The organism is Streptomyces sp. NPDC048644 (genome assembly GCF_043199105.1).
Classification (GTDB): domain Bacteria; phylum Actinomycetota; class Actinomycetes; order Streptomycetales; family Streptomycetaceae; genus Streptomyces.
Genome location: NZ_JBICVO010000001.1, coordinates 776,496 through 802,952, shown reverse-complemented (window position 1 = coordinate 802,952; position 26,457 = coordinate 776,496). Strand labels below are relative to the sequence as shown.

At 70.8% G+C, this 26,457-nt stretch carries 30 protein-coding genes; 12 read left to right on the top strand and 18 right to left on the bottom strand.

The genetic code is table 11. The features are described from left to right. The first annotated feature begins 23 nt into the window (after positions 1-23). The 5 genes from ybeY to era all read left to right on the top strand — a co-directional run bounded on the left by ybeY (position 24) and on the right by era (position 4,239). Positions 24-521 carry an rRNA maturation RNase YbeY gene (gene ybeY / locus ACGFNI_RS03640; RefSeq protein WP_393680189.1) on the top strand — a complete coding sequence of 166 codons (498 nt, stop codon included), beginning with the start codon at positions 24-26 and terminating at the stop codon, positions 519-521. 13 nt (positions 522-534) lie between these two features. After that, complete coding sequence (locus ACGFNI_RS03635; protein WP_393680187.1) at positions 535-1,872, top strand: hemolysin family protein; 1,338 nt, start codon at positions 535-537, stop codon at positions 1,870-1,872. Positions 1,873-1,984: 112 nt separating this feature from the next. Continuing rightward, positions 1,985-2,788, top strand: a complete 804-nt coding sequence (locus ACGFNI_RS03630) for an AAA family ATPase (RefSeq protein ID WP_393680185.1) — start codon at positions 1,985-1,987, stop codon at positions 2,786-2,788. 64 nt (positions 2,789-2,852) lie between these two features. Then, positions 2,853-3,230 (top strand): cytidine deaminase, encoded by a 378-nt coding sequence (locus ACGFNI_RS03625; RefSeq protein WP_393680351.1) that lies wholly within the window; start codon positions 2,853-2,855, stop codon positions 3,228-3,230. Between the two features lie 70 nt (positions 3,231-3,300). Next, positions 3,301-4,239, top strand: coding sequence for a GTPase Era (gene era / locus ACGFNI_RS03620; protein ID WP_393680184.1), 939 nt, complete (start codon positions 3,301-3,303; stop codon positions 4,237-4,239). On the opposite strand, the gene ACGFNI_RS03615 is transcribed toward era, so the two are convergent. The 5 genes from ACGFNI_RS03615 to ACGFNI_RS03595 form a co-directional block, all read right to left on the bottom strand. Continuing rightward, positions 4,236-4,400 carry a hypothetical protein gene (locus ACGFNI_RS03615; RefSeq protein WP_393680183.1) on the bottom strand — a complete coding sequence of 55 codons (165 nt, stop codon included), beginning with the start codon at positions 4,398-4,400 and terminating at the stop codon, positions 4,236-4,238. The two genes, era and ACGFNI_RS03615, sit on opposite strands and share 4 nt — an antisense overlap. Before the next feature lie 106 nt (positions 4,401-4,506). Beyond that, entirely contained in the window at positions 4,507-5,757 is a 1,251-nt protein-coding gene (locus tag ACGFNI_RS03610) for an MFS transporter (protein ID WP_393680181.1), read from the bottom strand. After that, positions 5,754-7,133, bottom strand: a complete 1,380-nt coding sequence (locus ACGFNI_RS03605) for a GH1 family beta-glucosidase (protein ID WP_393680179.1) — start codon at positions 7,131-7,133, stop codon at positions 5,754-5,756. Before ACGFNI_RS03605 ends, ACGFNI_RS03610 begins: the two co-directional genes overlap by 4 nt. 547 nt (positions 7,134-7,680) lie before the next feature. Then, the gene (locus tag ACGFNI_RS03600) at positions 7,681-7,947 is read right to left on the bottom strand and encodes a protealysin inhibitor emfourin (RefSeq protein WP_393680177.1); all 267 of its coding nucleotides are present in this window, start codon (positions 7,945-7,947) and stop codon (positions 7,681-7,683) included. Between the two features lie 46 nt (positions 7,948-7,993). Beyond that, on the bottom strand, positions 7,994-9,073 hold the full coding sequence (locus ACGFNI_RS03595; protein WP_393680175.1) for a M4 family metallopeptidase: 1,080 nt from the start codon (positions 9,071-9,073) through the stop codon (positions 7,994-7,996). 297 nt (positions 9,074-9,370) lie between these two features. Between ACGFNI_RS03595 and leuA the strand changes: the two genes are divergently transcribed. Continuing rightward, complete coding sequence (gene leuA, locus ACGFNI_RS03590; protein ID WP_393680173.1) at positions 9,371-11,149, top strand: 2-isopropylmalate synthase; 1,779 nt, start codon at positions 9,371-9,373, stop codon at positions 11,147-11,149. A 370-nt stretch (positions 11,150-11,519) separates the two neighbouring features. Beyond that, positions 11,520-12,221, top strand: a complete 702-nt coding sequence (locus ACGFNI_RS03585; protein WP_393680349.1) for a TerB family tellurite resistance protein — start codon at positions 11,520-11,522, stop codon at positions 12,219-12,221. Between the two features lie 73 nt (positions 12,222-12,294). Here ACGFNI_RS03585 and ACGFNI_RS03580 read toward each other — a convergent pair whose 3' ends face one another. From ACGFNI_RS03580 to ACGFNI_RS03545, 8 genes are all read right to left on the bottom strand, one after another. Beyond that, complete coding sequence (locus tag ACGFNI_RS03580) at positions 12,295-13,518, bottom strand: cytochrome P450 (RefSeq protein WP_393680171.1); 1,224 nt, start codon at positions 13,516-13,518, stop codon at positions 12,295-12,297. Continuing rightward, complete coding sequence (locus tag ACGFNI_RS03575) at positions 13,443-14,906, bottom strand: cytochrome P450 (RefSeq protein ID WP_393680169.1); 1,464 nt, start codon at positions 14,904-14,906, stop codon at positions 13,443-13,445. The genes ACGFNI_RS03580 and ACGFNI_RS03575 overlap by 76 nt, the downstream gene beginning before the upstream one ends. Further along, positions 14,903-15,529: an ATP/GTP-binding protein gene (locus ACGFNI_RS03570; protein ID WP_393680168.1), complete on the bottom strand. Its 627-nt coding sequence runs from the start codon at positions 15,527-15,529 to the stop codon at positions 14,903-14,905. The genes ACGFNI_RS03575 and ACGFNI_RS03570 overlap by 4 nt, the downstream gene beginning before the upstream one ends. After that, positions 15,504-15,863 (bottom strand): DUF742 domain-containing protein, encoded by a 360-nt coding sequence (locus tag ACGFNI_RS03565; RefSeq protein WP_393680166.1) that lies wholly within the window; start codon positions 15,861-15,863, stop codon positions 15,504-15,506. Before ACGFNI_RS03565 ends, ACGFNI_RS03570 begins: the two co-directional genes overlap by 26 nt. Then, complete coding sequence (locus tag ACGFNI_RS03560; RefSeq protein WP_393680164.1) at positions 15,860-16,288, bottom strand: roadblock/LC7 domain-containing protein; 429 nt, start codon at positions 16,286-16,288, stop codon at positions 15,860-15,862. The genes ACGFNI_RS03565 and ACGFNI_RS03560 overlap by 4 nt, the downstream gene beginning before the upstream one ends. After that, on the bottom strand, positions 16,285-17,817 hold the full coding sequence (locus tag ACGFNI_RS03555) for an ATP-binding protein (RefSeq protein ID WP_393680163.1): 1,533 nt from the start codon (positions 17,815-17,817) through the stop codon (positions 16,285-16,287). Before ACGFNI_RS03555 ends, ACGFNI_RS03560 begins: the two co-directional genes overlap by 4 nt. 293 nt (positions 17,818-18,110) lie before the next feature. Then, complete coding sequence (locus ACGFNI_RS03550) at positions 18,111-18,401, bottom strand: DUF397 domain-containing protein (RefSeq protein WP_393680161.1); 291 nt, start codon at positions 18,399-18,401, stop codon at positions 18,111-18,113. Beyond that, entirely contained in the window at positions 18,383-19,228 is an 846-nt protein-coding gene (locus ACGFNI_RS03545; RefSeq protein ID WP_393680160.1) for a helix-turn-helix domain-containing protein, read from the bottom strand. Before ACGFNI_RS03545 ends, ACGFNI_RS03550 begins: the two co-directional genes overlap by 19 nt. A 121-nt stretch (positions 19,229-19,349) precedes the next feature. Here ACGFNI_RS03545 and ACGFNI_RS03540 point away from each other — a divergent pair, with 121 nt between their 5' ends. Then, a complete protein-coding gene (locus ACGFNI_RS03540) occupies positions 19,350-19,547 on the top strand; it encodes a hypothetical protein (protein WP_393680158.1) in 198 nt (65 codons plus the stop codon). Next, positions 19,544-19,768, top strand: a complete 225-nt coding sequence (locus ACGFNI_RS03535) for a hypothetical protein (protein ID WP_393680358.1) — start codon at positions 19,544-19,546, stop codon at positions 19,766-19,768. Before ACGFNI_RS03540 ends, ACGFNI_RS03535 begins: the two co-directional genes overlap by 4 nt. Before the next feature lie 18 nt (positions 19,769-19,786). On the opposite strand, the gene ACGFNI_RS03530 is transcribed toward ACGFNI_RS03535, so the two are convergent. Continuing rightward, entirely contained in the window at positions 19,787-20,785 is a 999-nt protein-coding gene (locus tag ACGFNI_RS03530; RefSeq protein WP_393680156.1) for a helix-turn-helix transcriptional regulator, read from the bottom strand. Positions 20,786-20,901: 116 nt separating this feature from the next. On the opposite strand from ACGFNI_RS03530, the gene ACGFNI_RS03525 reads away from it, so the two are divergent. The 3 genes from ACGFNI_RS03525 to ACGFNI_RS03515 all read left to right on the top strand — a co-directional run bounded on the left by ACGFNI_RS03525 (position 20,902) and on the right by ACGFNI_RS03515 (position 23,039). Next, positions 20,902-21,300, top strand: a complete 399-nt coding sequence (locus ACGFNI_RS03525) for a VOC family protein (protein WP_393680154.1) — start codon at positions 20,902-20,904, stop codon at positions 21,298-21,300. 59 nt (positions 21,301-21,359) lie between these two features. Then, entirely contained in the window at positions 21,360-22,106 is a 747-nt protein-coding gene (gene recO / locus ACGFNI_RS03520; RefSeq protein WP_393680153.1) for a DNA repair protein RecO, read from the top strand. A 114-nt stretch (positions 22,107-22,220) separates the two neighbouring features. Further along, positions 22,221-23,039, top strand: a complete 819-nt coding sequence (locus ACGFNI_RS03515; protein WP_393680151.1) for an isoprenyl transferase — start codon at positions 22,221-22,223, stop codon at positions 23,037-23,039. Positions 23,040-23,130: 91 nt separating this feature from the next. Here the strand turns inward: ACGFNI_RS03515 and ACGFNI_RS03510 are convergent, their stop codons facing one another. The 4 genes from ACGFNI_RS03510 to ACGFNI_RS03495 all read right to left on the bottom strand — a co-directional run bounded on the left by ACGFNI_RS03510 (position 23,131) and on the right by ACGFNI_RS03495 (position 26,431). Then, entirely contained in the window at positions 23,131-23,565 is a 435-nt protein-coding gene (locus ACGFNI_RS03510) for a Fur family transcriptional regulator (RefSeq protein ID WP_393680149.1), read from the bottom strand. Between the two features lie 152 nt (positions 23,566-23,717). Continuing rightward, entirely contained in the window at positions 23,718-24,626 is a 909-nt protein-coding gene (locus tag ACGFNI_RS03505) for a metal ABC transporter permease (RefSeq protein WP_393680148.1), read from the bottom strand. A gap of 1 nt (position 24,627) precedes the next feature. Continuing rightward, positions 24,628-25,413 carry a metal ABC transporter ATP-binding protein gene (locus ACGFNI_RS03500; RefSeq protein WP_393680147.1) on the bottom strand — a complete coding sequence of 262 codons (786 nt, stop codon included), beginning with the start codon at positions 25,411-25,413 and terminating at the stop codon, positions 24,628-24,630. A 49-nt stretch (positions 25,414-25,462) separates the two neighbouring features. Beyond that, a complete protein-coding gene (locus ACGFNI_RS03495) occupies positions 25,463-26,431 on the bottom strand; it encodes a metal ABC transporter substrate-binding protein (protein ID WP_393680145.1) in 969 nt (322 codons plus the stop codon). Positions 26,432-26,457: the final 26 nt, after the last annotated feature.

Here is a 26,457-nt window from a genome sequence, read left to right as displayed (position 1 = left end):
AGAAGCGAGAAGTCAGCCCCCTCATGTCGATCGACGTCAACAACGAGTCCGGAACGGACATCGACGAGCAGGCCGTCCTGGACGTCGCCCGCTACGCCATCGCCCGGATGCGTATCCACCCGCTCTCCGAGCTGTCCGTGATCGTCGTGGACGCCGAGGCCATGGAGCAGCTCCACATCCAGTGGATGGACCTCCCCGGCCCGACCGATGTCATGTCCTTCCCGATGGACGAACTCCGTCCGCCGGCCAAGGACGACGAGGAGCCCCCGCAGGGGCTCCTCGGTGACATCGTGCTCTGCCCCGAGGTCGCCAAGCAGCAGGGCGAAGCGGCCCCGACCGGGCACTCCATGGACGAGGAACTCCAACTCCTCACCGTCCACGGCGTGCTGCACCTCCTGGGGTACGACCACGAAGAGCCGGACGAGAAGGCGGAGATGTTCGGCCTCCAGGCGGCCATCATCGACGGCTGGCGCGCCGAGCGGGGCCTGGACGGCCCGTCCCCGGCCCCCACCCTGACCTGACCGGGCGACGGGAATGACCACCCAACTGATCGCGGTAGCGGTACTGCTCGTCGTGATCGCCTGGCTCGCCGCCTGCGCGGAGGCCGGCCTGGCCCGTACCACCAGCTTCCGCGCCGAGGAGGCGGTCCGCTCCGGCCGCCGCGGCAGCGCCAAGCTCGCTGCCGTCGCCGCCGACCCCACCCGCTACCTGAACGTTGCCCTGCTGGTGCGCGTCGGCTGCGAGATGGCGGCCGGTGTCCTGGTGACGTACGCCTGCGTCCGCTCGTTCGCGGTGACGTGGGAGGCGCTGACCGTCGCCATCGGCGTGATGGTGCTCGTCTCGTACGTCGCGGTCGGCGTCTCGCCGCGCACCATCGGCCGCCAGCACCCGCTGAACACCGCCACCGCCGCCGCGTACGTCCTGCTGCCGCTGGCCCGGATCATGGGCCCGGTCCCGCAGCTGCTGATCCTCCTCGGCAACGCCCTCACCCCGGGCAAGGGCTTCCGCAAGGGGCCGTTCGCCTCCGAGGCGGAGCTGCGGTCGCTGGTCGACCTCGCCGAGAAGGAGTCGCTGATCGAGGACGAGGAGCGCCGGATGGTGCACTCCGTCTTCCAGCTCGGCGACACCCTGGTGCGCGAGGTGATGGTGCCGCGTACGGACCTGGTGGCCGTCGAGCGGTACAAGACCATCCGGCAGGCGCTGACCCTCGCACTGCGCTCCGGCTTCTCGCGGATCCCGGTGACCGGCGAGAACGAGGACGACATCGTCGGCATGGTCTACCTCAAGGACCTCGCCCGCAAGGTGCACATCAGCCGGGACGCGGAGACCGAGCTGGTCTCCTCCGCGATGCGCCAGGCGGTCTTCGTGCCGGACACCAAGAACGCCGGTGACCTGCTGCGCGAGATGCAGCAGGACCGCAACCACGTCGCGGTGGTCATCGACGAGTACGGCGGCACGGCCGGCATCGTCACGATCGAGGACATCCTGGAGGAGATCGTCGGCGAGATCACCGACGAGTACGACAGGGAGCTGCCGCCGGTCGAGGAGCTGGGCGACGGCCGCTACCGCGTCACCGCCCGCCTGGACATCGGCGATCTCGGCGAGCTGTACGGCCTGGCCGAGCTGGACGACGAGGACGTCGAGACGGTCGGCGGGCTGCTCGCCAAGCTGCTGGGCCGGGTGCCGATCGCCGGTGCGACGGCCGAGGTGGATCTCTCCGACGACAGGTACGACCCGGACCTGACCGCGCTGCGGCTGACCGCGGAGTCGACGGCAGGACGCCGGAACAAGATCATTACCGTGCTGTGCGAGCCGGTCCGCGCCACCGCGGACACTCACCACGGCACGGTCGGCGGGGCGTCGGCAGGCTGAACCGCACGGACGGTGCGCACGCCAGGCCGCGGGCCTGGGGCCGGGCGGGCGCCTGTGCCAAGCTGGCGGCGGGGGAAGGCGGGCAAGGGGAGCGCGAGCGGGGGAGTTCGAGGTGGCAGGCACCGAAGGGGCGGGCGCGGCAGACCCGCAGGCCGCCGCGTCACCGGCGCGGGATACCCGCCCGCAGGGCCTGCGGGACCTGCGCGCCGCGGACACCGTCCCGGCCACTCTCAGCTACCCGCCGGGCGCCGTCGTCGTGGTCTCCGGGCTGCCGGGCAGCGGCAAGAGCACCCTGCTGCACCGCTGGTCGGCGGCGGCCGATGTGGCGGTGATCGACCCGCGCACCGTCCACGTCGCCTGCGAGGCGGTGATGCCCGACTGGCTGCCGTACGCGGTCTACCGGCCCTGGGCGCGGGCCAGGCTGCTGCTGTGGCTGCGCGCCGAGCTGGTCGGGGACCGGCCGTTGCTGGTGCACGACTGCGGCAGCCGGCCGTGGCTGCGGCGCCTGCTGGCGTGGTGTGCCGCGCGGCGCGGCCGGACCCTGCATCTCGTGGTGCTGGACGTCGGGGCCGTCGTCGCCCTGTCGGGCCAGCGGGCTCGCGACCGCTGGGTGCGCCGCCGTGTCTTCGCCCGGCACTGCCGCGGCCTCGGGCGGCTGCTCGCCGCCCTGCCGCCGGCCGGCACCCGGTCCGCCGCCGCGCTGCCCGCCGCGCTCGCCGACGCGGCCTCGGTGGTGCTGCTCGACGCGGCGTCCCGCGCGCAGGTGCGGGCCGCGCGGTTCACGGCGGCGGGCCCGCTCCCGACGCCGCGCTCCGGCGCCGTTTCCGTGTCCTGCGCGCCGTCGTCGGAGCCGTCCGCCGCCGCCGTGCCGCCGTCGCCGCGGTCCGCCCGCTCCGGCCGCGCACCGCGCCGGTAGACCGCCGCCGGTGCCCGTGCTCCGGTGCCGTGCCCCGCGCGGCCGGGCAGCCGCCGCCCCGCATATGCTCGGCCGTATGAGCGAAGCCGCAGCACTGGACCCGGAAGACCGCAAGATCATTACGCTCGCGCGCTCGGCGCGGGCCCGCAACGGCGTGCCCGAGGGCGCCGCCGTGCGCGACGAGACCGGACGCACCTACGTCGCCGGCACCGTCGCCCTGGAATCGCTGCGGCTCAGCGCGTTGCAGACGGCCGTGGCGATGGCCGTGGCCAGCGGCGCGCAGTCCCTGGAGGCCGCCGCGGTGGTCACCGATGCCGACGACGCGGCCGACGCCGACCGCGCGGCGGTACGCGACCTCGGCGGCCCCGGCACGCCGGTCCTGGTCGCGGGCCCCGACGGCACCCTGCGCGGCAACACCCCGGCGGGCGGCCCGCAGCTCTGAGAGCCTGTGTCCGGCCACCGGCGTACGCCGGTGGTCGGAGCGGCCCCGGGGATCGGGGACAATGGGCGCCATGAGCGCTCGTACAGACTCCTCAGCCCCGCACCGCGCCGGCTTCGCCTGCTTCGTCGGCCGCCCCAACGCGGGCAAGTCCACCCTCACGAACGCTCTGGTCGGCACGAAGGTGGCCATCACCTCCAACCGGCCGCAGACCACCCGCCACACCGTCCGCGGCATCGTGCACCGCCCCGAGGCGCAGCTCGTCCTCGTGGACACCCCGGGCCTGCACAAGCCGCGCACCCTGCTCGGCGAGCGGCTCAACGACGTGGTGCGCACCACCTGGGCCGAGGTCGACGTGATCGGCTTCTGCCTGCCCGCCGACCAGAAGCTCGGCCCCGGCGACCGCTACATCGCCGCCGAACTGGCCGGCATCAAGAAGACCCCGAAGGTCGCTGTCGTCACCAAGACCGACCTGGTCGACTCCAAGGCGCTGGCCGAACAACTGCTGGCCATCGACAAGCTCGGCCAGGACCTGGGCATCGAGTGGGCCGAGATCATTCCGGTGTCCGCCGTCGGCGACAAGCAGGTCGGCCTGCTCGCCGACCTGCTCGTACCGCTGCTGCCTGAGAGCCCGCCGCTGTACCCGGAGGGCGACCTCACCGACGAGCCCGAGCAGGTCATGGTCGCCGAGCTGATCCGCGAGGCCGCGCTGGAGGGCGTACGCGACGAGCTGCCGCACTCCATCGCCGTGGTCGTCGAGGAGATGATCCCCCGCGAGGACCGGCCCGCCGACAAGCCGCTGCTCGACGTCCATGCCAACGTCTACATCGAGCGCCCCAGCCAGAAGGGCATCATCATCGGCCCGAAGGGCAAGCGCCTGAAGGAGGTCGGCACCAAGTCCCGCAAGCACATCGAGGCGCTGCTCGGGACGCCGGTCTTCCTGGACCTGCACGTCAAGGTCGCCAAGGACTGGCAGCGCGACCCGAAGCAGCTGCGCAAGCTGGGGTTCTAGGGCACGGGCCCGCTCCGGACCGGCTCGGTCAGGATGGGCTGTGGTGCGGATCGGGCCGGTCCCGGCAGGACGTAGCGGGACGGCCGGAGGCGGCCCGTCAGCGCCAGGAAGGCCACGAAGGCGGCCAGTGCGATCCAGCCGGGCCACCCGTTGATCCCCATGTGCAGGGGATCGAGCGCGGCGGCCGGGTCGGCGAACTCCTTAGGGCGAAGGCCACGCCGGTGACCAGGTAGGCCCCCAGCAGGCCGAGGCTGCCGCCGTCCCGCCTCACGCCACCCCGCGGATCCGCCGGACCAGCAGCGCACCCAGCAGACCGATCGCCGCCGCGACGAGATACAGCGCGCGGTAGCCGCCGAGGTGGGCGACGACCGGGGCGGCCAGCGCCGGGGCCGCCACCTGGGGCAGCGAGTTGGCGATGTTGAGGACGCCGAGGTCCTTGCCGCGGTGCGCCGCGGCCGGCAGCACGTCCGTCATCAGCGCGAAGTCGACGGACGTGAACACGCCGAAGCCGATGCCGAGGAGCGCGGCGGCGGCCAGCGCGCCGGTCCAGGTCTGCCAGCAGGCCAGCAGCACGGTGGCGACCGTCATGATCACACCGGACCACAGCACGAACGGCCGCCGCCGCCCGACCCGGTCCGACCAGAAGCCGCCGACGACGACCGTGCCCAGCAGCGTCACGCCGTTGACCGCCGTCAGGATCAGCACGCCGCCCTGCGGGTCGGGCCGGTGCAGCACGTCCCGCAGGAAGTACAGGAGGTAGAGCAGCGCCAGCGCGTTGCCGAGGTTGATCAGGAAGCGGGTCAGCCAGGCCCAGCCGAGGTCCGGGTGGCGGCGCGGGTCGAACCCGAAGCCGGTGACGAAGGACCGCCAGGTGAACGGCGGCCGGGCGCCCGCGGGCAGCACGAGGTCCCGGCGCAGCAGGTACGGCAGGGTGGCGAGCACGGTGAACGCCGCGCAGGCCAGATAGCCGGCCGTGAGCCCGCCGGCCAGCGTCGCGAGCCCGGTCCCGGCCAGCACGCCCAGGATCTGCGCCGCGCCCAGCCAGCCGCCCACCGCGCCGCGCTGCCGCCGTGGCACCCGGTCCGGCACGGCGGCGGTCACCGCGGCGAACGCGGCGTTCAGCGTCAGCTGCACCAGGCACCAGCCGCCCGCCATCGCCCACACCGTCCGTGCCCCGGCCAGCAGCACCAGCGCCGCCGCCCCGCCCAGCACCCCGGCGGCGATCCACGGCGTACGCCGCCCGAACCGCGAGGTCGTACGGTCCGACAGGGCGCCGAACAGCGGGTTGGCGACCAGCGAGACCACGGCGCCGGCGCCGGTCACCCAGGCCAGCACCGACTCCTTGGACGTGCCGGGCGGCGCCAACTCGGCGGCCTGCATGGCGAGCAGGATCTGCAACGGCCCGTACCAGCCGACCCAGATCGCGCCGTTCGCCAGCGACAGCGAGGCCGTCCAGCCGCCGCCCACCGGCGCGGACGGCTCCGCGAGCGCCCCGGCGTCCGCGGCCGGCACGGTCATCCCCGCGCCTGCTCCCGGAGCACGTCGCGCAGCCAGTGGAAGGACGCCTTCGGGGTGCGCGCCAGCGTCGCGTAGTCGATGTGCACCAGGCCGAAGCGGCGCGCGTAGCCCTCCGCCCACTCGAAGTTGTCCATCAACGACCAGACGAAATAGCCGCGTACGTCGACGCCGGCCGCCATCGCCTCGTGGAGCGCCCGCAGATGTCCGTCGAGGAAGGCGATCCGCTCGCGGTCGTCGACGCCCTCGTACGAGCAGCCGTTCTCCGTGATCATCACTGGCGGCAGGCTCGCGCCGTACCGCTCGCGGAAGGTCAGCAGCAGCTCGGTGAGGGCGGCGGGGACCACCGGCCAGCCGAAGTCCGTCCGCGGGTATCCCGCGATCTCCCGTGGCGCGAACGGGAGTTGCGGCGGGATGCGGATGCCGCCGAAGTCCGTGGGACGGTCGCCGCCGCCCGGCTCGGGGGCGCCGACCAGCGTCGGCTGGTAGTAGTTGATCCCGTACCAGTCCAGCGGCTGCGAGATGATCTTCAGGTCCTCGGCCACCGGCCCCGGCAGCATCGCCGCCAGGCCCTCGTCCGGGTAGCGGCCGAGCAGCAGCGGTTCCGCGAACAGGCGGTTGAGCAGCAGGTCGTAGAGATCGGCGGCGGCGACGTCCGCCTCGTCGTCGGAGGCCCGCCAGGTCGGCCCGTGCGAGTTGGCGACGCCGATGCCGGTGGCGCCCCGGGCGCGCAGTGCCTGCACGGCGAGGCCGTGGCCAAGCAGTTGGTGATGGGCCGCGGGCAGCGCGTCGAAGACCAGCTGCCGGCCGGGCGCGTGCTGTCCGATGCCGTAGCCGAGCAGCGTCAGCTCGGCCGGTTCGTTGAGGGTGATCCACCGCCGCACGCGGTCCCCGAGCCGCGCCGCGACGGCATCCGCGTACGCCGCGAAGTGCTCGGCCGTCTCCCTTCGGAGCCACCCGCCGTGCTCCTCCAGCGCCTGCGGCGTGTCCCAGTGGAACAGCGTCGGCAGCGGCTCGACCCCGGCCGCCAGCAGCGCGTCCACCAGCCGGTCGTAGAAGTCGAGCCCCGCCGCGTTGACCGGCCCGCTCCCGTCCGGCACCACCCGCGGCCACGCCACCGAGAACCGGTACGCCCCGACCCCCAGCTCCCGCAGCAGCCCCACGTCCTCCTGGTACCGGTGGTAGTGATCGACCGCCACCCGCGGATCCGACCCGTCCTTGATCCGCCCACCCTCCCCGGCGAACACATCCCACGCGGACCGCCCCCGCCCGTCCTCACCGACGGCCCCCTCGATCTGCTGCGCCGAAGTGGACACACCCCAGAGGAAGTTGGAGGGGAAGCGGGGGAGGGGGGACGGATGTGCCGGTGTCGTATCCATGAGGCGGATCTTCTTAACCGCCGGTAACCCCGTCAAGGGGTTGGGAGAGAGGAAGGTCGCAGCCTCCAGTCGGAGCACCGCAACCGGAGCCGTGTCACCCCTGGCCGGATATGAGGAACCCGTATCCTCTCGCCGCCCCGAAGATGATCAAGAAGAGTGCCCCCGCCGCGCACGCTGCCAGCGTGCTCAAAAACACTCGTCCTCCCATTGTTTCGTGTATTTCGTGCTTTCCGGTGACTTGCCGGACAAGCGAGGCGGGTTCAGTGGCCAGATGGGCGAGCATCCCCGCCCCCGTCAGTACGGAAGACAGCAGCCAGTAACCCTGGCTTTTCGCTCGATGGCCTTTTCGGAACGTAAAGAGTGGATTGTGCAGCAAAGAGCCGAGCCCGGTGCGGAACGGGCGCCGCAGATACTGACGTGCTTGGAGCGCGACAAAAAAACCGGCGGAACCGTCCCCCGAAGCAAACCGGAAGGTTGCCTCAAGAGGTGATTCCGCCGACGTGAGCCGGAGCCTTTGCGGACGCTCTCGGTGTGGCCCCTACGCCCGCTACGCCCCCTCCTTCATGACCCGCGTGATCAGTTTCCGTTGTTCATCGGTCAGGCGGGGGTCGGAGCAGTAGACCGTTCGTCCGTCGACGGTGATCTGGTAGCTGAAGCCGTCGGGGGTGCCGACCGGGGGCTCGTTGTGGCCTTGGTCGAGGGACTGGGTGGCGAGGGTGTGCCAGTCGTCGGCGTCGGGCCGCGCCGAGGTGTCGACCTCGGCGCGACGCTCGATGCCGGCGAAGCCACCGGTGCGTCGGATGTGAATGCGCATGGGTGGCTCCTACCCAGCAGGGCGGGCGGGACGTCCCCGGAGTGCGCTATTCGGTGGGGGTGACGCCCACCTGCGACCACGCCTTGACCATGGCCTCGTGTTCGGCGCCCGCGCCGTAGCGGGCCTGGGCCGCCTTGATGGTGAGGGCGGCGAAGTCGGCGAACTTGGCGTTCTTGGCGAGGTGGCCGCCGGTCAGCACGTCGTACCAGACCTGGCCCGCGCGCTCCCAGGCGTTGCCGCCGATGGTGGTCGCGGCGATGTAGAACGCGTGGTTGGGGATGCCGGAGTTGAGGTGGACGCCGCCGTTGTCCTCCTGCGTTTCGACGTAGTCCTTCATCTTGGCCGGCTGGGGGTCCTTGCCGAGTACGTCGTCGTCGTACGCGGTGCCCGGTGCCTTCATGGAGCGCAGGGCCTTGCCGGTGACGTTCGGGCCGAGGAGGTCGGCGCCGATCAGCCAGTCGGCCTGATCGGCGCTGTGGCTGAGGGAGTACTGCTTGATCAGCGAACCGAAGACGTCCGAGATGGATTCGTTGAGTGCGCCGGACTGGCCGGTGTAGTCGAGGTTGGCGGTGTACTGGGTGACGCCGTGGGTCAGTTCGTGCCCGATCACGTCGACGGGGATGGTGAAGTCGAGGAACAGGTCGTTGTCGCCGTCGCCGAACACCATCCGCTCGCCGTCCCAGAAGGCGTTGTCGTACTTCTGGCCGTAGTGGACGGTGGCGTTGAGCGGCAGGTCGGCGCCGTCGATGGAGTGCCGGCCGTAGACCTTGAGGTAGAGGTCGAAGGTCGCGCCGAGACCGGCGTGCGCGCGGTTGACCGAGGCGTCCTTGGACGGGCTGTCGGCCTCGCTGTGGACCTTGGTGCCGGGGAGTGTTTCGGCGTGCCCGGCGTCGTAGATGGTGCGGTTGGGCTTGCCGGACGGGGCTTCGGCGGCGGCGCGTGCGGTGGTGGCGCGGGCGTTTTCGTGGCGCCGGGTGCGCAGCTGTGTGTCGTGGTCGAGAGTGCGGCGGGCCGGCTCGTTGCGGGCAGGATCGTCGGTTTGCGCCAGCTTGTCGAGAAGGTGGGGCGGCACGATCGTGCAGAAGACCGGGGTGGCCGGGGTGTCCGGCGTTGAGGTGACGTCCATCTTTCAAATGTCGCATTGCGTGATGCAGTTGTCACTGCCCGCTGCCGGGATTCCCGAAAACGTGTGGTTGATCGCAGTCAGGCGGTTACGTCCCCTCGGTCCCGCATACTGATACGGGCCGCCGTAGCTCGCCGACCTCGGTTAGGGTGCTGTGCATCATGCGTTTCGGGCTGCTTCTCCTTAGCTGCCGCGGCGAGGGCCTGTAGTCGTAGGCCGACCCCCTCCCCGCGGAGTTCGGTGCTGCGATATATCGCCCCGTCGGCCGGTCCAGCGGACACACGAGGAGCCCTACGCATCATGACGAACCCGTCGAGCCACGCCGAGAACACTGTCGGCCGCCCCACTCCGGTCACCAACGCCACCGCGCTGCAGAAGCCCTCCGGGATGCCGGTCCACAAGTACGGCCGCTACGAAGCCGTGGAGATCCCGGACCGCACCTGGCCCGACAACCGGATCACCAAGGCCCCCCGCTGGCTGTCCACGGACCTGCGGGACGGCAACCAGGCGCTGATCGACCCGATGTCGCCGGCCCGCAAGCGCGAGATGTTCGACCTGCTGGTGAAGATGGGCTACAAGGAGATCGAGGTCGGTTTCCCGTCGTCCGGCGAGACCGACTTCGCGTTCGTCCGGTCGATCATCGAAGAGGGCGCGATCCCCGATGACGTCACGATCTCCGTGCTGACGCAGGCGCGCGAGGAGCTGATCGAGCGGACCGTGGAGTCGCTGCGCGGCGCCCACCGGGCCACCGTCCACCTGTACAACGCCACCGCGCCCACCTTCCGCCGGGTCGTGTTCCGCGGCTCGAAGGAGCAGGTCAAGCAGATCGCGGTGGACGGTACGCGGCTGGTCATGGAGTACGCGGACAAGATCCTGGGCGACGAGACGATCTTCGGCTACCAGTACAGCCCGGAGATCTTCACCGACACCGAGCTGGACTTCGCCCTGGAGGTCTGCGAAGCGGTCTGCGACGTCTGGCAGCCCGAGGAGGGCCGCGAGATCATCCTCAACCTGCCGGCCACCGTGGAGCGTTCGACGCCTTCCACGCACGCCGACCGCTTCGAGTGGATGTCGCGCCACCTGTCCCGGCGCGCGCACGTATGCCTGTCCGTGCACCCGCACAACGACCGCGGCACCGCGGTGGCCGCCGCCGAGCTGGCGGTCATGGCGGGCGCCGACCGCGTTGAGGGCTGCCTGTTCGGGCAGGGCGAGCGGACCGGCAACGTCGACCTGGTGACGCTGGGCATGAACCTCTTCTCGCAGGGCGTCGACCCGCAGATCGACTTCTCGCAGATCGACGAGATCCGCCGGACCAGCGAGTACTGCAACCAGATGGAGGTCCACCCGCGCCACCCCTACGCGGGCGACCTGGTCTACACCGCCTTCTCCGGCTCCCACCAGGACGCCATCAAGAAGGGCTTCGACGCCATGGAGGCCGAGGCAGCCGCCGCGGGCAGGACCGTGGACGAGATCGAGTGGGCGGTGCCGTACCTGCCCATCGACCCCAAGGACGTCGGCCGCTCCTACGAAGCGGTCATCCGCGTCAACTCGCAGTCCGGCAAGGGCGGTATCGCCTACGTGCTGAAGAACGACCACAAGCTGGACCTGCCGCGCCGGATGCAGATCGAGTTCTCCAGGACCATCCAGGAGAAGACCGACACGGAGGGCGGTGAGGTCACCCCGGCCGCCATCTGGGCCACCTTCCAGGACGAGTACCTGCCCACCCCGGACAATGCCTGGGGCCGGATCGCGCTGCGTTCCGCGCAGACATCGACCACCAGCGAGGGCACCGACGCGCTGACCGTCGAGGCCGTGGTGGACGGCGCCGACACGGTCCTGACGGGATCGGGCAACGGCCCGCTGGCCGCCTTCATCGACTCGCTGCACGCCATCGACGCGGACGTGCGGGTCCTGGACTACGTCGAGCACACGATGAGCGAGGGCGCGGGCGCCCAGGCCGCCGCGTACGTCGAGTGCGCCATCGGCGACAAGGTCCTGTGGGGCGTCGGCATCGACGCGAACATCGTGCGTGCGTCCATCAAGGCCGTCGCCTCCGCGGTCAACCGCGCGGGACGCTGACCGTCCCGGAGGGCCGGCGCCGTGTGCGGGCGCCCGCCCTTCGGCCACTTTCCCGGTGCCCCGGTGCCGCATACGCCTCGCGTACGCGGCACCGGGGCACCGTGTCGTGCGGCCACCGACCCGTCCTCACCTGCCCGTACCCGCTTCCGGACGGCCGCCGTTCGCGCCCGGCCGGCGCCGTCGGACGGCCGCCCGCAGCGGCCCGCGCGCGGGCGCACCCTTCGTCATTCGGCCAGTTGTCCGTTCGAGGTGCTGACGCCGCATCACGGATGTGGCTAACATCACGTCAATACGGCGACGTGGCCACGGTGTTACTTCCCGTGTCCTGAAGGCTGCGGGGGAGTTACGGAGGTCTGGCGTGAGGCACAAGATGTGTGTGCTGGGCGTGTGCACGTCCTGGCGTACCGTCGCCGATGGTGAGTTCTTCTGCCCCGACTGCGGCGGCGACCGCAACTACCTCCGCAGGACAGGCCACCGGCGCCTGACCGTACTCGGCATCCCGCTGCTCTCCCGCGGCGCGGCCGACCCGGTCATCGAATGCTCCGCCTGCCACGGCCACTTCGGCCAGGACGCGCTGGACCACCCCACCACCGTGCGGCTCTCCGCGATGCTCCGCGACGCCGTGCACACCGTCACCCTCGCCGTACTCGCGGCCGGCGGCACGTCAGCCAAGGCGGTACGCGACACCGCCGTCGACACCGTCCGCGCGGCCGGCTTCGCGGACTCATCCGAGGACCAGCTGCTCACCCTGCTCGCCGCGCTCGCCGCCGACACCGGGGCACTCAGCGGCACCGTCGAAGCGCTCGGCGCGGGCGACCGCCGTCCCCGCGGCGGCCTCGACCCCTGCGGCACGGCGCTCGCCATCGAACTGCACGCGTCCCTGGAGCCGCTGGCGCCGCACCTCGCCCCGGCGGGCCGCGAATCGCTGCTCCTCCAGGGGGCCCGTATCGCCCTCGCCGACGGCTCCTACACCCCCGCCGAACGCGAGGTGCTCGGCACCGTCGGCGCCGCCCTGAAGCTCTGCCCCGCCGACACCGACCGCCTGCTGGCGGCGGCCCGCACTCCGTCCTGAGCCGGCCCGCCCGGACACGCCACCGGCCCCGCCGCCCATGGAGGGCGGCGGGGCCGGTGGCCGTACGGGCGGGTCAGCCGCGCGTCAGGTGGATGGGCAGGGTGCGGTAGCCGCAGACGATGAAGCCGCCCGAGGGCTCCAGGGTCGCCGGGGGAACGGCGAACTCCAGGTCGGGGAAGCGGTCGAAGAGCGCCGGGAGGGCGACCTTGGCCTCCATGCGGGCCAGCGGGGAGCCCAGGCAGCGGTGCACGCCGTAACCGAAGCTGAGGTGCTCGACGTTGGGCCGCAGGATGTCGAACCCGGCGGCGCTGGAGCCGAATTGCTCCGGGTCGCGTCCGGTGCTCGCGATGGCGGGCAGGATCGCCTCGCCCTTGCGGATGGTCGGCCCGTCCGGGATGGCGATGTCATCGACGGCGAAGCGGAGCGGGAGGTTGGCGACGCTCGGGGACCAGCGCAGGGTCTCCTCGATGACGTCGTTCCAGGACGCCTTCCCTTCGCGCACCAGCTGGAGCTGGTCCGGGTGCGTCAGCAGGTTGTGCACCGCGTTGCCGATGAGGTTGACGGTGGTCTCGTGGCCGGCGATCAGGACCAGCAGGAGCGTGTCGATCAGCTCCTGCTCGCTCATCGTGTGGCCCTCGTCGTCCCGCTCGGACACCATCAGGCTGGTCAGGTCCTCGCCGGGCTGCCGCCGCTTCAACGCGACCAGGTTGCCCAGGAGTTCCTGGGTGGCCACCAGCGTGACCCCGGCCTCTTCCGGGTCGACGGTGGTCATGATGATCTCGGCGAGCCGGGCCAGCTCCGTGCGGGTGTCGCCCTCGGGGATGCCGAACAGCTCGCAGATGACCTGGAGGGGCAGCGGGTGCGCGAAGCCGGCCCGCAGGTCGCAGGCGGTGCCGGCCGGTACCGCCGCGAGTCCGTCGAGCAGGGACGCGGTGATGCGCTCGACGGACGGCAGCATGGCTTCGGTGCGCCGGGCGGTGAAGGCGGGCGCGATCAGCTTGCGCAGCCGCCGGTGGTCGGCGCCGTACGCGGTGAACATGTTGCTGACGCCGACCCAGGTCTGGAGCCAGGTCTCGTGGTACTCGCCGCGCTGCCAGGCGGGCCAGTGCTCCCGCGCGTTCTTGGAGACCCGCGGGTCGGTCAGCAGCTCTTTGAGGAGGCTGTGGCTGGTGATCGCCCACGCCTCCGGTCCGTCGGGAAGCTGGACGCGGGTGGCGCGGCCTAGCTCGCGGAGGCGGTCTGCCTCTGCGTGGATATCGGATCCGGTCGGGTCGATGGCGACGAGCTGCTGTCCCATGGGGTGGCTCCTGCCTGATCGGGGGTGATGGGGGTGAAGCGGGCCGGAAGAGCTGCGAGAGCCCGTTGGAACCCGCCGGGCCGCCACTGCAACTCTGCTGCCGGAACAGAGAGTTCGATGTCGGAGAGCCAGGCGGTGAGTCGTTCGATCGCGGTGGTCGCGATCACCAGCGCATGCCGCTGCACGGGACAGGCGTGCGGCCCCGCCGCCCAGGCCAGGTGCGCGCCGCTGCCCGAACCCTCACCGAGCGAGACCGTACCGAACTGGGTGTTGGCAGCGGCGTACGAGACCATCACCAGCTGTCCCGCGCGCACCCACGTGCCGTGGAAGAACACGTCACGGCGCGCGTAGTGGGCGGAGTAGTTGGTCATCGGCGGGTCGTTCCACAGCACCTCGTTGATGGCGTCCTGCGGGGTCAGCGCGCCGCCGGACAGGGTGCTGTAGTAGCGGTCGTCGGAGAGCATCCGGGACAGCGCGTTGGCGGTGAGGTTGGCCAGCGGTTCGTTGCCCGCGGCCATGGTCACGACGATCTGTGCGATGACCTCGTCGTCGGACAGGCCGTTGTGGTGGTCGAGGAACCAGGAGGTGAGGTCGGGACCGCGCTGGTTCTTCTTCCGGGTGACCAGCTCCATGATGTACGCCGAGAACGCCGCGTCGGCCTTCGCGGCCTCCTCCGGCGTCGCCCCGTCCATCAGCCCGCCCATGGCCGCGATCAGCTGCTCGCCGTACTCGTCGGGCATACCGAAGAGGGTGTTGAACATCAGCAGCGGCAACTGCTGGGCGTACTCGGGGACGAGGTCCACCTCGCCGCGCGCGCCGAACTTCCGGATGAGGCTGTCCGCTGCCCGCCGCACCCGGGTGCGCAGTTCGTGCGGCTCGACGAGCTGGAAGCTGTCGGTGATGACCTGGCGCAGCCGCCGGTGCACGTCGCCGTCGGCGAACAGGGAGTTGGGGCGCCAGCCCAGCATCGGCAGCACCGCCGAGTCGGGCGGCACGGTCGCCTGCCAGCTGCGGGAGTCCTTCGACCAGGTGGCGTCGTCGTTCAGCAGGTCGAGCGCGGCCCGGTAGTCGGTGACCAGCATCGCGGTCACGCCGGTGGCGATCTCCACGGGCGCCAGGGCGCCGTACTGCCGCAGGTAGGCGTAGAAGCGGTGCGGGTCGGCCGCGAACTCCGGGTCGTACAGCCGCACGAGCGAGTTCCGGTCGGTCCGCTCCATGGGGTGGCCGCCCTGCGCGGGGGCCTCCTGGGCGTAGCCGCCCTGGCCGAAGGCGTCCTGGGTGTGGGCGTCCTGGCCGAAGGCGTCCGCAGGACCGGTGGCCGCGCCGCCGTGGGCGTGCGCGGGGCAGCCGGGCGGCGGGGCGGCGCCCGGCTGGTACGGGGAAGTCACGAGGTCTGGTTCTCCTGGGGCGTATGGGCGAGAACGTGGCCGACGAGCGCGATCAGCGCGTCGACGGACTGGTCACGGTCACGGGCGTCGCACATCACGAGTGGCGTATCGGGGTGCAGGTCGAGGGCGTCGCGCAGCGAGTGGATGTCGTGCTGCGGCGCGTCGGGGAAGGTGTTGACCGCGACGGCGTAGCGCAGCCCCGCCTCCTCGATGATGTCCATCACCTCGAACGAGTCCGCCAGGCGGCGGGTGTCCGCGAGGACCAGCGCCCCGAGTGCGCCGCGGGCGATGTCCTGCCACAGCGGCCGGAAGCGCTTCTGGCCCGGCGTGCCGAACAGGTACAGGACCAGGTCGCCGGGGAGCGTGAGCCGCCCGAAGTCGATGGCGACGGTGGTCGTGGTCTTCTCCCGCACCCCGGCGAGATCGTCGACGAGCGCGCCTGACTGCGTCATCACCTCTTCGGTGTGCAGCGGCGGCGTCTCCGACAGCGCACGGATGAGGGTGGTCTTCCCGACCCCGAACGGCCCTGCCACCAGGAGCTTGACCAGGGTCTGGTCGGCCCCGGACAGGTACATGCCGTCGGTGCCGGGGCCGCTGCTAGGACTTGAGAGAGCGGAGTCCATCGAGAACCCTCTCCAGGATCTGCCGGTCGAATTGCTCGGCTTCGGGTATGGGGACACGGGAGTGCAGGCGGCCGGCGTCGACGAGGTCGGCCACCAGCACCTTCACCACGCTGACAGGCAGGTGGAGATGGGCTGCGACCTCGGCCAGAGACAGGGCACCGGGCTGGAGCAGCTCCAGGATCCGGTGCTGTTCCGGCCGTACGTCACTGGTGATCGGCATCCCCGCACTGTGGAGCAGGGTGAGCCGGTCCAACGTGTTGCGGCTGGGCTGGGCGCGTCCGCCGGTCGCCAGATAGGCCGGTACGAGGCGCCTGCTGCTCTGGCGCGGGGTCATGCGGGGCTGCCGAGGTCCCGAGCCGGGCTGTTCATGACCTTGTTGCCCAGGGTCGTGACCTGGATCTGCATGTGGTGCGCGACGACTCCCATGTTGACCTCAGGTCCTGCGAAGACGGCCAGGCAGGTGTTCTCGCCCGAGGGGATGGCGAAGACCCAGCCCTGTTCGGACTCGATGACGGTCTGCCGCAGCTTGGCGTCGTCCTGTTCGGCGAACGCCGCGGTCACCGCGCGCCCCGCTCCCTGGAGTGCGGACATCATGGCGGCGACGCCTTCGGCGGCCTCACGCTTCAGGCCGGGCGACGCTCCCTCGATGAATCCGTCACCGGAGATCACGGCGGCGTGGATAACATGCGGCAGCTCCAGGAGAGGGGCCAGCACCCAGGACTTGTCCTCGGTGACACGGCGGCGGGTCGGGGTGTTCATGGCTGGGGGTTCCCTTCGGGGCTGCGAGGGGGTTCTGACTGGGCTGCGGCGCGGCCGGATTCGGTGCCTTGCTGGAGTGCGCCCCAGCGGGAGGCGGCCTCTTCCGGGGTGCGTTCGTGGACCGGCTCGGTGCGCGGCAGGCTCTGCTCCTGCTCGGCGGCCGGCTTACGGCGTCGCCTGCGCGGCAGTTCACCCTCGGCGGGCGGGTCGGCGGGCGCATCGGCGGGGCCGGGCTGCGCGGGCGCGGCGTGCGCGGGCGCGGCATGGACGGGCGCGGCGTGGGCCGGTGCCGCGTGCGACGGGGCGGCGTGCGAGGGCGCCGCGTGGGAAGGAGCGGCGTGGCTCGGCGCCGCGTGGGCGGGCGCGTGCGAGCCGGCGGGCGATGAGGCACCGGTCGGCAGGACGGCGGACCGGTCCGCAGCGCCGGACCTGTGCGGCAGCGGGGCCATCACGGACATGGGCTGTCGGCTCTCGTCGAGGACGGTGAGAAGGGGGTCGCCCGGCACGTAGACCACGGCCCGCACCCCGCCGTACGGCGACGACTCGACGTGCACGCCGAAGCCGTACTGGCGCACCAGTTGGCCGGCCGCCGCGAAGCCGGAGCGCGGCGGGTCGCCGAGCTGGGTCAGCAGCACGTCGTCCTCGCCGGACAGCAGATTCATCGCGTGCGCGACCTCGTCGGCGTGCATGCCGACGCCGTAGTCGTCGATGATCACCGAGGCGCCGCGGTTGCCCTGCTGGAGGGTGACGGTGACGGGCAGTTCGCGGTGCGAGTGGTGCAGCGCGTTCGCCAGCAGCTCGGTGACGGTGATCGCCACCGGCTCGACGGCACGGGCGACGACGGCCACCGGGTCGCGCAGCTGGTTGCTGATCTGCACGCGCTCGTAGCCGCGCAGCCGGGAGGCGGAGCCGACGACCAGTTCGGCGAGGTAGGAGTCCTCACGGGTCAGGCCGGGCCAGGCGCCGCACACCACACCGGTTGCCTGAATGCGCCGCAGCGCCTGCTCGTTGAGGAAGTCCGCGTTCAGCAGGTCCTGCGCGACGTCCGGGTCGTCGTAGCGGTGCTGCATGTCCTGAAGCGCCGTCTGGAGGCGGTAGAGCAGCGACTGGATGGTGGTGGTCGCACCGCGCAGCGTGGACTGGGCGGCGGCGTCCACGCGCAGCCGCTCCTTGCTGACCGCGTCGCGGATCTGGTCCAGTACGGCGGTCAGCGCGTGGTCGGTCTCGGAACCGGCGAACCGGGGGTCGAGCAACCCGCGTACGGGCACGTGCGGGTGGGCGATCGCGGTGGTGAGGTCCGGGATACGGGTGCTGGCGAGGTGCCGGATCTCCGTCTCGGTGGCCCGCAGCCTGGCGGTGAGTTCGGTGTTGCTGTGCACCGTGGCCGCGGCCTGTTCCTCGGACGCGGTCAGGCGCTCGGTGAGCCCGTTCCGCTGCGTCCGTGCTCGGAACAGGAAAACCGCCAGCACCACGGCGGCGGCCGATCCTGCACTGAGGCACCACAACAGCGCCTCCGGTATGGATGTCATCGGGATCCTCGTGGGGAACGGGGGCGGCCGGTCGTCACGGCGTCGAGCACCCGATGCCGCCGGACGGCCTCCGGTGGCATCGCGTGGAGCGGCCGATCATGTGACGGGATGCTACCGGCGTGTCGGCGCTTCGTAAGGGCCCGTACCTACGGTCGTCGGAGAAGTGCGGAAGGTCACGTTCCGTCCCTGTTGCGCGAAGGGGCGCGATCCGGACATGGACCGGACGTGGACCGGACATGGCGAGGCCCCGTCACCCGGGGGCGGACGGGGCCTGGGTGGAGCAGCGACGCATCTCAGCCGAGCGTGAACCCGTCCCCCTTGACGGCCGTCACGAACGCCGACCAGCCGGTGGCGGGGAAGACGAGCGCGGGACCTGTGGGGTTCTTGCTGTCGCGGACGGGGACGATGCCGGGGTGGTTGTCGGAGACCTCGATGCAGCTGCCGCCGTTCTGGTCGCTGTAGCTGCTCTTACGCCAGGAGGCGGCGCCCGGGAAGTCGTGAGCGACCTCGACGCAGTTACCGTTGTTCTGGTCGCTGTAGCTGCTCTTGCGCCATTGAGCGGTGGTCAGGTCGTACTCGCGCATCGTGTGTAGTCCTCCGCCGCCGATTCGATCAGGGCCAGGGACGCCTCCGGCGACAGCGCGGCGGCCCTCAGCAGATCGTAGCCCTCCTGTGCGCGCTTCACTATGGCCGGATCGTCCAGCAGATTCCCCGAATACACGCCTTCGGTATAGGCAGTTGGCGGGGCGTCCTCGAACTCCATGAGCCGCAACGATTTGCCCATGGCGGGGTACGCACCCGCCGCGAACGGAAGGACCTGCACGATGATCTTCCGCTCGCGTGCAAGCTGCGCGATGTGCGTTAGCTCCTCGGCCATGATGCTCGGGCTGCCCACAGGTACACGCAGCACAGCTTCGTGCAGGGCCGCCCAATACATGGGCCGGGCAGCGTCTTTGAGGATGAGCGCTCGATCCAGTCGGATGCCAACGCTCTCTTGGACGTACTCCTCTGCGGTGAGTGGGTCGTTGGCGAGCATGATGGCCCGTACGTACGCCGCGGTCTGAAGCAGCCCAGGCACGATCATCGGCTCGAAGTCACAGATCTTCGTCGCCAGCCGTTCCAGATCGGCCGCTGCTGTGAAGTAATCCGCATACCGCTTGTCATCGATCAGCTTGCGCCACAGTCGCTCGAAAAAGCCCTCGGTTTGTAGAACTTCATCGATCCGAATCGCCACATCCAACTGCGGCTTACGAATCGCCTGCTCGAACTGCCCGATATAGCCGCCGGAGACGAAAACCAGGGCTCCCAGGGCATCCTGAGTGAGGCTCGCATTCTCCCTTCGCCGCTTCAGCTCCGCTCCGAAGTACTCCCAGGCGGCCTGTTGCTGACCGCTCAGTGGACCTTTGGCCATGACCTACTCCCCTTGTCTGCGCGGCAGTTGCTGCCTGTCGCTCATTGCGCAGCCTAGTTCCGTACCGGCACGCTGGGAATGAGAACGGGGAATATCTCAGCGAAAGCGTGGAGGTCGGCGGATGAACCGCACCAAGGAAGTTGAAGAAGCCACCAAGGAATTGGAGGAAGCGCTCGCCGGCGTCGGTATCGTGCTGCCGTCACTCGGCCCCGACATCGTCTCCTACACACATTTTTCACTTCCCCCACTCGTTGAATTGGGCCGGTGCACCACCGAGGTGGCGCGACGGCTGGCAGCGGTGCTGAGGGACCGGCGGTGACGGCGGACCGGCCACCGCTGTGGACCTTCGCGGTGGACACCCGTACGGGACGGGTCGGCAAGGTCATGGCGTACGAAGGGCCCCGCCTCTGCCTGCGCCCGATCGGCGGCGGCAGGGAGTGGGACTGCCCCGCCGCCGACGCCCGCCAGGCAACCGTCGCCGAACGCCTCAGCGCGGCCACGGCGTACCTGAACGCGCGCAGCAGAGGAGAGGTGGCCTGACGTCGGTTCCCCCTCGGGTCAGGTCCGGCGGGCGTGGGACGCGAGGCGGTCCGCGAACGCGGTGACGAGGTCGCGCAGTTCAGCGGGGCGCTCGATGACGAACGGCCGGTCGAGTGCGGCCAATACCGGCGGCAGCCAGTCGAGCCGCTCCACCCGTAGCCGGACGCGCAACCGGTGCTCGGTCGCCGGGGCTTCGCCCGCCACGGGCTCGTACTCCTCCAGCTCTTCCAGGCTCGCGACGGCGGCGGGAAGGTGGGCGCGGATCTGCTCGGCCGTCCCATGGATGCGCAAGATCACCTCGTGCCGGTACTCGGCCGTGGCGAAGCCTGACAGCACGCGCTGTGCCGGATCGGGATCGGCGGGTGCATCGAAGGAACCGGGCAGGGTCCGTGCGTCCGTGATGCGGTCGAGCCGGAAGGTCCGGTCCTCGCCGATCCCGGGGTCCTTGCCCGTGACGTACCACCGGCCCGCATGGGCGACGATCCCGTACGCGTGCAGGGTGCGTTCGCTGTGCCGGGCGTCGCGGTCGGTGTATCTGAGCGAGACGGGGCGGCGGTGGCGTACCGCGTCGGCGAGGGTGAGCAGGGCTTCGGCGTCCGGGGTGGCGAACTCGCCGGGCCGGTCCGTGAAGGCGAGCGAGTCCAGGAGCGTGTCGAGCCGGCGGGCGATGTGCCGGGGCAGCACCCGCCGGATCTTGGCCGATGCGGTCTCGCTCGCCGTGTGCCCGGCCGTCATCAGCCCTGTCCGGCGGCCGGCGATCAGCCCGAGCAGTACGGCCAGCGCCTCGTCGTCGCTGAGCATGAGCGGAGGCAGACGGTATCCGGGAGCGAGCCGGTACCCGCCGTAGCGCCCGCGTACCGACTCCACGGGCACGTCGAGGTCGGCCAGTTGGTCCACGTACCGCCGCACGGTGCGACCGTCGACGCCGAGCCGGTCGGCCAGTTCGGCCATCGTCCGCGTACCGCCCGACTGAAGCAGTTCAAGGAGTGTCAGCACGCGGCCGGTGGGGCGAGGCATGGTCCCAACCTAACGCGAATACTGGACCGATTCTGTCCGCTATTTCTCCTAGCCTGCGAGGCGCAGTCGTTCCCGTAGCCGTTCCCGTAGCCGTTCCCGCAGCCGAGGAGATCACCATGGACTTCGTCTCGATCCGCATCATCACCGGCGACGTCGCGCGCCTCGTCGCGTTCTACGAGCGCGTCACAGGGGTGCAGGCGGCGTGGGCTACCGAGGACTTCGCCGAACTCAGGACTCCCCACGCGACCCTCGCTATCGCCGGCACCGGCACCGTCCCGCTGTTCGCCCCTGGCTCGGCCCGCCCGGCGGACAACCGCAGCGTGATCACCGAGTTCCGCGTCGACGACGTGGACCGCGTGCACCAGGAGCTGACCGGCTTCGTCACCGACTTCGTCACCGAGCCCACCACGATGCCCTGGGGCAACAGGTCGCTGCTGTTCCGCGACCCCGACGGCAACCTCGTCAACTTCTTCACCCCCGTCACCACGGCGGCCATCGAGAAGTTCGCGTCCTGAGCCTGAGGTCTCCAAGGGCAGGGCCGGCCGCGTCCGGCCGATGCGCGAGAATGGCCCCCATGAGTCTGTTCCGCGACGACGGCATCGTGCTGCGCACCCAGAAGCTGGGTGAGGCGGACCGGATCATCACGCTGCTCACCCGGGGTCACGGCCGTGTACGGGCGGTGGCGCGCGGCGTGCGGCGGACGAAGTCGAAGTTCGGGGCGCGGCTCGAACCGTTCTCCCACGTCGACGTGCAGTTCTTCGCGCGCGGCAGCGAGCTGATCGGGCGCGGGCTGCCGCTGTGCACGCAGAGCGAGACGATCGCGGCGTACGGCGGCGGGATCGTCACCGACTACGGCCGCTACACGGCGGGCACGGCGATGCTGGAGACGGCCGAGCGGTTCACCGATCACGAGGGCGAGCCGGCGGTGCAGCAGTACCTGCTGCTGGTCGGCGGGCTGCGGACGCTGGCGCGCGGGGAGCACGAGCCGCATCTGGTCCTGGACGCGTTCCTGCTGCGCTCGCTGGCCGTCAACGGCTACGCGCCGAGCTTCGACAGCTGTGCGAAATGCGGACTGCCGGGCCCGAACCGGTTCTTCTCGGTCGGTTCGGGAGGTGTGGTGTGCGGCGACTGCCGGGTGCCGGGAAGCGTCGTACCCTCCTCTGAGGCCATCGGGCTCCTCAGCGCGCTGCTGACCGGCGACTGGGAGACGGCGGACGCGAGCGAGCCTCGGCATGTCCGCGAGGGCAGCGGGCTCGTCGCCGCGTATCTGCACTGGCACCTGGAGCGGGGTCTGCGTTCCCTCCGGTACGTGGAGAAATAGCGCGTGACGGGGGCCCGGTGTGCAGGAATCGACGAGACGCAGGACGAGACGTAATCCGGCCCGGTCCGGCCTGATCCGGCCCAGGGCGATTGAGATATGGGAGACGTGGGGCGCATGGCACGACGCGGGATTCTGGGCCGTAACCGGCGTGAATACGAGACGCCCGAGCCGCATCCTTCCGGCGCGCGTCCGCCGAAGATTCCCGGCGAACTGGTGCCGGAACACGTCGCCGTCGTCATGGACGGGAACGGCCGCTGGGCCAAGGAACGCGGGCTGCCGCGCACCGAAGGGCACAAGGTCGGCGAGGGCGTCGTCATGGACGTACTCAAGGGCTGCATCGAAATGGGTGTGAAGAACCTTTCGCTGTACGCCTTCTCGACGGAGAACTGGAAGCGGTCGCCCGACGAGGTGCGTTTCCTGATGAATTTCAACCGGGACGTCATCCGGCGGCGGCGTGACGAGATGGACGCGCTGGGTATCCGCATCCGGTGGGTCGGGCGGATGCCGAAGCTGTGGAAGTCCGTCGTCCAGGAACTCCAGGTCGCGCAGGAGCAGACCAAGAACAATGACGCGATGACGCTGTATTTCTGCGTGAATTACGGCGGTCGGGCGGAGATCGCGGACGCCGCCGCAGGGATCGCGGCGGACGTGAAGGCGGGCAAGCTCGACCCGGCGAAGGTCAACGAGAAGACCCTCGCGAAGTACATGTACTACCCGGACATGCCGGACGTGGACCTCTTCGTGCGGCCGTCCGGCGAGCAGCGGACGTCGAACTACCTGATCTGGCAGAGCGCCTACGCCGAGATGGTGTTCCAGGACATTCTCTGGCCGGATTTCGACCGCCGGAACCTCTGGGAAGCCTGCCTGGAGTACGCGAAGCGGGACCGCAGGTTCGGCGCGGCGCCGGTCGCTGAGGGCGAGTCGGCGACGTAGGGCCTGTCGTAGCGGCGGCGGAACGCCGAAAACGCCGAACGGGCCGCCTCCCCGGATCAGGGAGAGGCGGCCCGTTCGTTCGCGCCTGCGGCTACGCCTGTGCCGCGTCCGGCTGCTCGCCCGCGCAGTCGCCGCAGGTGCCGAAGATCTCGATGGTGTGCGCCACGTCGCGGAAGCCGTGCTCCGCGGCGATCTGGTCGGCCCACTTCTCCACCGCAGGGCCCTCGACCTCGACGGCCTTGCCGCAGGCCCGGCACACCAGGTGGTGGTGATGGTCGTCGGTGCTGCACCGGCGGTAGACCGCCTCGCCCTCGCTGGTGCGCAGCACGTCCACCTCGCCTGCGTCGGCGAGGGACTGCAGCGTGCGGTAGACGGTGGTCAGCCCGACCGAGTCGCCGCGGTGCTTGAGCATGTCGTGCAGCTCCTGCGCACTGCGGAACTCGTCCACCTCGTCGAGTGCGGCGGACACCGCGGTCCGCTGCCGCGTCGACCGGCCGCGTACCGGAGATCCCGCGCTCGTCGCCACCGTTGCCTCCCTAGGTCGTGGCCGTCCCCCTTGGACGGGTGGGGCCATTGTGCCAGGTGATGACCGGAACGCCGGTGGAACACTTACCGGCTGTCCCGGGCGGGTCACCCGCACTCCTGACCTGCCCCGTCACCCGGCACCTACCCGTACGGTCAGACGCTCACGTCGTCCGCCGCGGTCCGGCTGCCGGGTACTTCCAGGGTGCACCCCTTCGCGCCGTCGGCGGCTGCCCGCGCGCGCTTTTTCGCTAGGGGAGCGGCGAGCGCGGTGAAGAGCACGAACAGCACGATGGCGAAGAGCACGATGGTCGCGCCGGACGGGACGTCGACGTAGTACGAGGTGGCGGTGCCGGTCAGGGTCACGCCCACGCCGATCGCCACGGCCAGCACGAAGGTCACCGCGAAGCTGCGGGTGATCTGCTGGGCGGCGGCGACCGGGATCACCATCAGCGCGGAGACCAGCAGCAGGCCGACGACCCGCATGGCGACGGTGACGGTGACCGCGGCGGTGACCGCCACCAGGAGGTTCAGCAGCCGCACCGGCAGTCCGGTGACCCGGGCGAACTCCTCGTCCTGGCAGACCGCGAACAGCTGGCGGCGCAGCCCGATGGTGATCGCGAGGACCACGGCGGCCAGCACGCAGATCGTCACCATGTCCTGTGAGGAGACGGTGGTGATCGAGCCGAAGAGGTAGGTGCTGAGGTTGGCGTTGGAGCCCGCGTCGGACAGGTTCATCAGCATCACGCCGCCGGCCATGCCGCCGTAGAACAGCATGGCGAGCGCCAGATCGCCGCGGGTCCTGCCGTACCAGCGGATCAGCTCCATGGCGACGGAGCCGCCGATGGCGACGAAGGTGGCGACCCAGACCGGGCTGGCCCAGATGGAGCCGCTGTTGATCAGGAAGCCGAGGCCGACGCCGGTCAGCGCGACGTGGCCGATGCCGTCGCCCATCAGGGACTGCCGCCGCTGGACGAGGTAGATGCCGATGGCGGGCGCGGTGATGCCGACGATCAGGGCGGCGAGCAGGGCCCGCTGCATGAAGGTGTAGTCGAGGATTTCCATGTCAGCTCAGCAGTCCTGTACGGATCGGCGCCGGGTCGGCGTGCGGGTGGACATGGTCGTGGCCGGGCAGGGCGTGCTGGCCGACGGCCTCCGGCGGCGGGCCGTCGTGCACCACGCAGCCGTCCCGGAGGACCACGGCACGGTCGATCAGCGGCTCCAGCGGGCCCAGTTCGTGCAGTACGAGCAGGACGGTGGTGCCGCGGGCGACCTGCTCGCGCAGCGCGCCGGCCAGCACTTCCTGGCTGGCCAGGTCCACGCCTGCCATCGGCTCGTCCATGATCAGCAGTTCCGGCTCGACGGCCAGCGCGCGGGCGATCAGCACCCGCTGGTGCTGGCCGCCGGAGAGCGCGCTCACCGAGTCCTTGGCGCGGTCGGCCATCCCGACCAGCTCCAGGGCGTGGTGCACGGCGGCGCGGTCGGCCTTGCGCAGCAGGCCGAACTTCGTACGGGCCAGCCGCCCGGCCGTGACGATCTCGCTGACGGTGGCGGGGACGCCGCCCGCGGCCGTGGTGCGCTGCGGCACGTAGCCGATCCGCGCCCAGTCCTTGAAGCGGCGGAACTCCGTGCCGAAGAGCGCCAGCGTGCCGCCGGTGAGCGGCACCTGGCCGATCACCGACCGTACGGCGGTGGACTTGCCCGAGCCGTTGGCGCCGAGCAGGGCGACGACCTCGCCGGTGCGTACGGTCAGGTCGACGCCGCGCAGGACCTGGCGGGCGCCCAGCGTCGCGGTGGCCGCGCGCAGGCCGATGACCGGCTGCCGGTCCGGCTCTTGCACCGGTGTGTTCATGGTGGTCTCCGTCACGACGTGCGGTCCCGGGCGGGCGGTTGGGGGTGGGTCACTTGCTGCCGAGCGCCTTCTGGAGGGCGGCGAGGTTGGACTGCATCACCTCGAAGTAGTCCCGGCCGCGGGTCTTGTCCGTGATCCCTTCGAGCGGGTCGAGGACGTCGGTCTTCAGGTGCAGGTCGCCCGCCAGGGACTTGGCGGTGGCCGGGTTGGCGAGGGTCTCGAAGAACACCGTGGAGACGTGGTGCTTGCCGGCGAGGGTGTGCAGCGCCTTGATGCGGTTGGCGCTGGGCTCGGACTCGGGGTCGATGCCGCTGATGGCCTCCTCGGTCAGGCCGTAGCGCTCGGCGAGGTAGCCGAAGGCCGCGTGGGTGGTGATGAAGGTGTCCGACGCGCGGTTCTTCAAGCCGTTCTCGAAGGCGGTGTTCAGCCCGTCCAGCTTCTTCACCAACGCGTCGGTGTTCTTCTGGTAGTCGGCCTTGTGGTCCGGGTCGGCCTTGGCGAGGGTCTTGTTCACGCCCTTGGCGACCTGGGCGTACTTCACGGGGTCGAGCCAGATGTGCGGGTCGTCGCCGGCCTCCGCCTCGGACTTGGAGTGCGCGTGGTTGTCGCCGGTGGTGTGGTGGTGGCCGCCCACCTCGGAGCCGTGCTCCTCCATCGAGGTCATCGCGGCGGCGTCGGCGACGTTCTTGACGCCGGACTGCTTGATCGCCTCGTCGACGGCGGGCTGGAGGCCCTTGAGGTAGACGATCGCGCCGGACTCGCCGAGCGCGCCGGTCTGCCGCGGGGAAAGCTCCAGGTCGTGCGGCTCGACGCCGGGCTTGGTGAGGTTGGACACCTCGACGTGGTCCCCGCCGATCTGCTCCGCGAGGAACTGCATCGGATAGAACGACGCCGTCACCTTCAGCTTGCCGTTGTCGCGGCCCGCGCCGTCGGACGCGGAGCAGGCGGAGAGGGCCAGGAGACCGAGGGCGGAGGCTCCGGCGACGGCAGCGGTCGGTATGAGGCGACGTATGTTCATGACAGTCATTTTCAACAAAGTTGGAA